At 54.3% G+C, this 7,425-nt stretch carries 7 protein-coding genes and 1 pseudogene; 1 reads left to right on the top strand and 7 read right to left on the bottom strand.

Going from position 1 to position 7,425, the window contains the following annotated elements:
- The first annotated feature begins 537 nt into the window (after window positions 1-537).
- Entirely contained in the window at window positions 538-1,617 is a 1,080-nt protein-coding gene (locus ACTNC3_RS07780) for a tyrosine-type recombinase/integrase (RefSeq protein ID WP_441227036.1), read from the top strand.
- A 148-nt stretch (window positions 1,618-1,765) separates the two neighbouring features.
- Here the strand turns inward: ACTNC3_RS07780 and lexA are convergent, their stop codons facing one another.
- The 7 genes and pseudogenes from lexA to obgE form a co-directional block, all read right to left on the bottom strand.
- Entirely contained in the window at window positions 1,766-2,461 is a 696-nt protein-coding gene (gene lexA, locus ACTNC3_RS07775) for a transcriptional repressor LexA (RefSeq protein WP_410043588.1), read from the bottom strand.
- A 93-nt stretch (window positions 2,462-2,554) separates the two neighbouring features.
- Window positions 2,555-3,283: a DUF554 domain-containing protein gene (locus tag ACTNC3_RS07770; protein WP_441227035.1), complete on the bottom strand. Its 729-nt coding sequence runs from the start codon at window positions 3,281-3,283 to the stop codon at window positions 2,555-2,557.
- Between the two features lie 2 nt (window positions 3,284-3,285).
- Window positions 3,286-3,639 (bottom strand): ribosome silencing factor, encoded by a 354-nt coding sequence (gene rsfS / locus ACTNC3_RS07765; RefSeq protein ID WP_441227034.1) that lies wholly within the window; start codon window positions 3,637-3,639, stop codon window positions 3,286-3,288.
- A 113-nt stretch (window positions 3,640-3,752) separates the two neighbouring features.
- Window positions 3,753-4,388, bottom strand: coding sequence for a bis(5'-nucleosyl)-tetraphosphatase (symmetrical) YqeK (gene yqeK, locus ACTNC3_RS07760; RefSeq protein ID WP_441227033.1), 636 nt, complete (start codon window positions 4,386-4,388; stop codon window positions 3,753-3,755).
- Between the two features lie 104 nt (window positions 4,389-4,492).
- Window positions 4,493-5,113 (bottom strand): nicotinate-nucleotide adenylyltransferase, encoded by a 621-nt coding sequence (gene nadD / locus ACTNC3_RS07755; RefSeq protein ID WP_441227032.1) that lies wholly within the window; start codon window positions 5,111-5,113, stop codon window positions 4,493-4,495.
- 283 nt (window positions 5,114-5,396) lie between these two features.
- Window positions 5,397-5,690 (bottom strand): annotated as a pseudogene (locus ACTNC3_RS07750) (YhbY family RNA-binding protein); the annotation flags it as partial.
- 95 nt (window positions 5,691-5,785) lie between these two features.
- Window positions 5,786-7,252: a GTPase ObgE gene (obgE, locus tag ACTNC3_RS07745; RefSeq protein WP_441227031.1), complete on the bottom strand. Its 1,467-nt coding sequence runs from the start codon at window positions 7,250-7,252 to the stop codon at window positions 5,786-5,788.
- Between the last annotated feature and the right edge of the window lie 173 nt (window positions 7,253-7,425).

Here is a 7,425-nt window from a genome sequence, read left to right as displayed (position 1 = left end):
GAAGGTGATCTCCGGCGGCGATAACCCATACGACATTCATGACGCAAAGTTGAGCAGTTCAGCGACAGCTCATGAGAGCAGCTCCGTGACAGCTCATGAAATCAGCAACATCGAGAGACCACTCATTTATCTTAAGAATTTCGTAATGGGGTCTGACCCCATTAAATTTTTATAAACAGAATCTAAAGTTGAAGTATAAGTCAGCCCTTGTAAACTCAAGAGTGGTGATTAAACGGCATGTGTCGAGCAAATTTATGGTGATTCCGTGAATAACGTTTGATTTTAGCACAATATTGCGTTAAACTATGGTTATGCGCAATAATTCGGATTGCGAAGTGTCCGGGTGCTCTGCTTCACGGATGCCCGTATTCCGGCCCGCTGCCCCTGAATATATAAATATATATATTCTATTTATCATGTCTGTAGTCAAGCATTTACAATATATTCGGTGGATATTTATTTCTTCGCGCGATGCATGAACGCGATCTGCAGATGCAGACATGCACGCACTTATGAATGATACAGAAGGTGTTTCTTATGGCTTTAAAATACTATGAACAGATCGACCGTGACAATACAAAAAAGCTTCGTGAACTGCTCGATGAGCTTCCATATTTCTGCACGATGTATTTCCGCGGCATCGAAACGACGACGAGCTCACGTACCCGCATCGCCTATGCCCGTGATCTGAAGATATTCTTCCAGTTTCTTATCCATGAAAACCCGCTCTATAAGGACTACTCTCCGCGTGATTTCCAGCTGGAGGACCTTGATAAGCTTAGCGTCACGGATCTCGAGGATTATCTCGAGTATATCAAATACAGAACAGATGTTTCTGAAGATAAACATGGCAATAAAATCGAAAAGGAAGTCATCAACTCGAGAACCTCGATCAAGCGCAAGGTCGCGTCGATCCGAACCTTTTACCGGTATTTATACAGAGACCGGCTGATCAAGACGAATCCGGCGGATCTCCTGCAGATGCCGAAATTAAAGGAAAAAGACATCATCCGTCTCGATGCAAATGAGGTAGCGGACCTTCTTGACGAAGTCGAGAACGGCGAAAAGCTGACCCCCCAGCAGCAGGTCTTCCACGATAAGACGGAGCTTCGGGATGAAGCTATGATGACGCTCATGCTCGGTACCGGCATCCGTGTATCGGAGTGCGTGGGCCTCAATATGAACGACGTCGACTTCAACAACGACGGCATTCACATCCATCGTAAGGGCGGCAAGGAAGTTACGGTCTATTTCGGTGACGAGGTCGAGAATGCACTCCGCCCGTATGTCGAGTGGCGGAAGCACCAGGCCACGGCGCCAGGCCATGAGGACGCCCTCTTCCTCTCCCTCCGTATGCAGCGCATGAGTGTCCGCTCCGTCCAGTACATGGTGAAGAAATATGCAAAAACCGTCACACCGACGAAGCATATCACCCCTCATAAGCTGCGCTCCACCTATGGCACGAACCTCTATAAGGAAACCGGCGATATCTACCTCGTGGCGGATGTACTCGGCCACAACGATGTCAACACCACGAAAAAGCACTACGCCGCCCTCGAGGATGAGCGTCGACGCAGTGCCCGCAACAAGGTCCATCTGCGCTCGGATGACGAGTGAGTTTATAAAAATTTAATAGGGTCAGACCCCATTAACTTCCGTTTAGATTCTGTTTAGAAAAATTTAATGGGGTCAGACCCCATCGCAAGCGCGCGGCAACAAAAAGTGGCAGGCTCCGTGATGGAGTCTGCCACTTTAAAATTCATATTCACTTCATGCCGAGTCGCACGAGACCGATGACCTTTCCGAGGATCTGGCAGTCCGGAACGATGATCGGATCCATGCTGTCGTTTTCCGGCTGGAGACGGATGTGGTCCTTTTCCTTATAGAAGCGCTTCACGGTCGCACTGTCGTCGACCAGCGCCACGATGATCTCACCGTTCTCACAGGTGTTCTGCTGCTCCACGATCACACGGTCACCGCTGAGGATACCACAGTTGATCATGGAATCACCCTTCACGGTGAGCATGAAGACCTTCTTGTTCGGCAGCATATCGACCGGCATCGGATAGTAATCCGTGATGTTCTCCTCCGCAAGCAGCGGTAGACCGGCAGCTACCGTACCGACCAGCGGAATCTCTGCGATCTCCCGCTCGGAGGATGTCACCGTCGCACTCGCGGCACGCTCCGCGAAGGAATCACGCATCGTATCCTGACGGAACTCCTTCTCCGTGATCATCAGCGCACGAGGATGCGCCGGGTCCTTCTTGATGAGGCCCATCGTCTCGAGGTCGTTAATATACGTAAATACACTGGATGTAGACTTGAGTCCGACGGCCGCGCAGATATCACGCACGGATGGCGGGTAGTTCCGCTCCAGCACGCACTGCTTGATATAGTCAAACACGGCCTGCTGCTTCGGCGTCATATGATTCGGATCTGGCTGCTTCTTATGTCTGCCCATGGTATACTCCTTTTCATTTTATGTTATTTCCATAATACCACGAACAGGCGTTCATTGCAAGACAAACATAAACATCTGTACTCAGAAATGCCATCAGAGAATCGGCATGATGACATTGACCCAGAACCAGCTGATCGGCATCACGAGGACCATCGCCGGAATCATATCCGCGGTCGGGAACATCTTAACCTTGATCATGCGGAAGCCGGTCGCGAGGAGCAGGATGCCACCGCAGGCCTTGAAGTCACTGATCATCGCCGGAGTCGTCAGCGGATAGATCACGCCAGCGAGTGCGTACAGCAGCATGAAAATAACGAACTGCGGAAGCGCGATGAAGGACACGACCGGACCGAGGAGACAGGCGAAGATCATCGCCGTAAAGATATCGAGGATGGACTTCGCGATGAGGATCGTCTGATCGCCGGTCATGCCGGCCACGATCGACCCATAGATGCCGGTGCCGCTCGCACAGAACAGCACGATGATCGTGATCAGTGTTGCACGGAACTCCTCCTCACTGATCGCGGACTCCTTTTTCGGCAGGACCTTCGAAACCACGCCCTCCATCACGGCGCATCCCTTCGCGATGAGCACACCGAAATGAATCGCGAGACCGATCGCCGTGCCGACCACCACGGAGAAGATGACCGCCGGCATATTTTCCATGAGCACGATGCTGCTGATGCCCATCGTCATGGCACAGACGCCGAAGATCATATTCAGATTTTCCTTGAAATCGAGGCTCAGCTTATGGCCGACCAGCGTGCCGACGAGTCCTCCGATCGCAACCGATAGTACATTGATGATGATTCCTGTAGGCATAGTCACAGCTCGTCCACCGATACAATCTTCTTTCCATCCGACCAGATGCGCTCGAGGTCGTAGAAGAGACGCTGCTCCTTATCGAAGATGTGCACGATGATATCGTTGTAGTCGAGGAGGATCCAGCCGCTGTTGGTCACACCCTCACGGCGGCGAAGCTCGTAGCCGTGCTGTGCCATCTTATCCTCGACCTCGTCGCAGAGTGCATCCACCTGACGGATATTGTCCGCGGTCGCGATCACGAAATAATCCGCGATGACCGACACGCCGCCGATGTCCATGATGGAGATGTCCTTGCCCTGCTTCTCCTCGAGTGCAGCGTAGACTACCTTTACCATATCCTTTGAATTACTCATTTCGTTCTCCTTTTTCTAAGGTTTTCTATGTCTGTTTAATGCCGGCGGCTGCTCGTGTACCGCTCCGGCTTGCGAAGGCCCGCCACTGTAGGAAGCCTCAGGCTGTCAGCACATCAATCCGAGACCGTCAGGCCTCTCTCCTGCATCCGTGTGCGGTAGTACTGATAGGTATCGTACGAATCCTTACAGATGTAGCCGCCGGATGCCTCGAGGTAGTGGATCGTATCGTGATTGATCTCATAGACCGCTCGCTCGAGGTCGGTAAATGCGAGCTGCCGGATCTCCGGGAGCCGTGCCGCCTTATCCCGCCGCGCCTCGATGTAGTCCGCCGTAAACACGATGGCCTCCAGAAGGCTCATGTCCGGCTTTCCCAGCGTGTGGAAGTAAATGGCAGACAGAATCTCCGGGTCCTCGATCCCGAAGCAGGTACGGGCGTACGTGGCGCCGTAGACGCTGTGAATCACCTGCGGTGCCCGCAGCATATCCTCCGTCAGCGCCACGCCGTCCTGCGCGCACGCCTTCAGGAGCTCCTCGTTCGAAAACTGCTTCGCACAGTCATGCACGAGCCCCGCAAGCTCCGCCTGACGTAGATCCACGCCATAGCGCATCGCGAGGCAGATACAGGTGAAGCTCACACTCAGCGAATGCTCATAGCGCGCCGGCTTCAGCATCGTCTGCAGCTTCGCACGGATCTCCAGGATGTTCTCCAGATCGGTCTTTCCGTTCCCCGTAGCTATATGATTTCCCATAGTGCTCCTTTTCGTAAATGTTCTTTCAGCTGCCCCGGAGGAACCGGTCTCGGAGTACTGTGCCTCCATTGCCGGCCCCTCCGGGCAGCGCTCTGCACTGAACTTCAGCGATACAGCTGATGCGCCTCGATGTACGTAGCGACGGCCGCCGGCACGAGCGCGGTGATGTCCTCGCCGCGCGCCGCCCGCGCACGGATCTCCGTACTCGAGATATCCATCTCCTCGAACGGAAGCACCGCGACATCCGCGCCATAGCACTCCTCGAGATAACGCACCTGCGCCCCGAAGCTCCGCGGCCGGTCCGCATACTCCCGCTCCGCCGCCACCAGCGTTGCAAGACGCAGGATCGTCTCCGGCGCATGCCAGCGCTCGAGCTGGTAGAGGGAGTCCGAGCCGACGATGAAGTAGAAGTGTACGTCCGGATACCGCGCATGCAGTATGGTCAATGTCTCTGACGTGTAGGTTTCACCGCTCCGTTCCATCTCGAGCCGTGACAGGCGGAAGCCCGGATGACCCTCGATGGCGAGCGCCGTCATCGCCGCACGATCGGCGGCCGGACTTACCTTCCGGCTGTGCTTCAGGTACGGATCCCCGGCCGGCATAAACCAGACCTCATCGAGCGAGAGCTGAGCCTTCGCACACTCCGCAAGCGCGATATGCGCCTTATGGATCGGGTCGAAGGTCCCGCCCATGATCCCCACGCGTTTCCTGTGCTCCTTCTCCATCGGCTGCCTCACTTTCTATCCGCACCCGGACTGAAATCCAGCTGCACAGCATAAACCATCTGTGCAGCCTGTCCCGTCGTACGTACCCACATCCGTGGATGCATCCTCACAGCGATCACTCGCCGTCAAACTCGTTATCGAACTCCTCGTCGTCTTCCTCGACGAAACGAAGACTGAAACCGCCAGATCTCGCTGCATTCTTCGCATCCGCGATCTCCTGCTTGTGACCAGGACGCTTCGTACCCTTCGTCTGCTTCTCGAGCTCTGCCTTCGAGGTCTCGTACTTCCGCTTCTTGAAATCCGGATTCGGCTTATACAGCACGATCTTCCGACCGATCACCTGTACCACCTCGGACTGTGTACGTCCCGCAAGTGTATAGGCGATCTCGTTCGCATCATCATCGCAGTTCTTCAGAATATTGATCTTGATGAGCTCGTTCTTCACGATGTTCTCACGAACCGCATCGATAAACTCCGGTGTCAGGCTGTTCTTACCGATGGAAAGCACCGGCTCGATGGTCATAGCTGCGCCCTTCAGCTGGGAACGCATCTTACTGTCTCTGATATATTTCTTCATTTTATTCTCCTGTGTTCAACGATTTCACCTTCCCATGCCCCGGATCAGACTCCTCGACCGCTGCGTCCGGTGAAACCGTACATCTCTGTTCCCGCTTAGTTCTCTGTGTCATCCTCGTCGCTGAGCTCGAGGGCCTCTGCGTAGTCGTTCTCGTTACCCTCGTCGTAGCCAATACCTTCGTCCTCGACCTCGTCACCCTTCTCCGCATGTCGCTTCGGGAAGGCCAGATCGATGGCCGACTGGAGGTCGCCCTCCTCATACGCATCGGTATCATAGAACTCGAAGGTATGACCATAGATCTTGATGGTATCGCCCTCCTGGATGCCCATCTTCTTCAGCTTCCGGATGATGCCCTGATCCACCAGGAACTGCTGGAAGAACTCGAAGCCCTTCTCTGCCTGCAGGTTCGTATAGCCGAGCATCTTCTCGATCTTCGGACCCTCGACGGAGTAGGTATCCGCATTCAGCTTCTTGAACTCGATCGCGAGCTGCTCCTTATGACCGAGCGTCTCGAGATCGACCTCGCTCTCATAGACCTCCGTCTTCTCCGCACCCGCTGCCTCGACATAGGTCCAGGCGGCCTCGAGCAGATCACGAAGACCGGTATTCGTCGCTGCAGAAATTGCAAAGACCTTCACACCCTGTGGCTCGTAGATCTCCTTGATGCGCGTGAGTGCACAGTCCGTCCCCTGCTCATCGATGATGAGATCCGTCTTATTGCATGCGATGATCATCGGCTTCTGAAGAATCCGCGGATCATACTTCGCGATCTCATCATTGATCGTCCGAATATCCTCGACCGGATCTCTGCCCTCTGAGCCGGAAGCATCGACCACGTGGATCAGCACCTTACAACGCTCGATATGACGCAGGAACTCGTGACCGAGGCCGACCCCCTCCGAGGCACCCTCGATGAGACCCGGAATGTCCGCCATGACGAAGCTGCGGTCGCCCTTCAGGCCGACCACACCGAGATGCGGCGTCAGCGTCGTGAAGTGATAGTTCGCGATCTCCGGACGCGCATTACTGCACATCGAAAGAATCGTCGACTTACCCACGTTCGGAAGACCGACGAGACCGACATCCGCGATCACACGAAGCTCCATCTGTACCCAGAGCTCACGGGAATCCTGACCCGGCTGCGCGAACTTCGGTGCCTGCATGGCCGGTGTCGCGAAATGCATATTACCAAGACCGCCCTTACCGCCCTTCAGCAGAACCATACGCTGGTTCTCGCCGGACATATCCGCGATGATCTTCTTCGTCTCGAAATCACGAATGATCGTTCCCTCCGGAACACGGATCACCAGATCCTGACCATTCTTACCATGCATACGCTTTCCGCCGCCTTCTTCACCCGGCGTCGCGATATACTTCTGACGATTACGGAAATCCTCGAGCGTATTCAGACCCTTATCCACCTCGACGATGATATCACCGCCCTTACCGCCATCACCACCATCCGGACCACCCGCCGGCACGTACAGCTCACGACGGAACGACACATGACCATTTCCGCCCTTACCACTCTTGATGAAAACCTTTGCAATATCTGCAAACATAGAATCTTTCTCCTTTCCCGACTGTATCCTAGCGCCAGCTACAGAAGCCGTCGCTAACAACCGGAGAGCCATTAATATAACAGATACATTATATACTATGTATTCACAAAACAGAAGCCGAAGCATGGCGGGCACTAGCTTGCGCATTCAAAGAACAGGTTCTGCTTTATGGT

It is taken from the genome of Oribacterium sp. HCP3S3_B9, from assembly GCF_052064255.1.
Taxonomy (GTDB): Bacteria; Bacillota; Clostridia; order Lachnospirales; family Lachnospiraceae; genus Oribacterium.
This window is presented reverse-complemented; position numbering and strand designations above follow the sequence as displayed.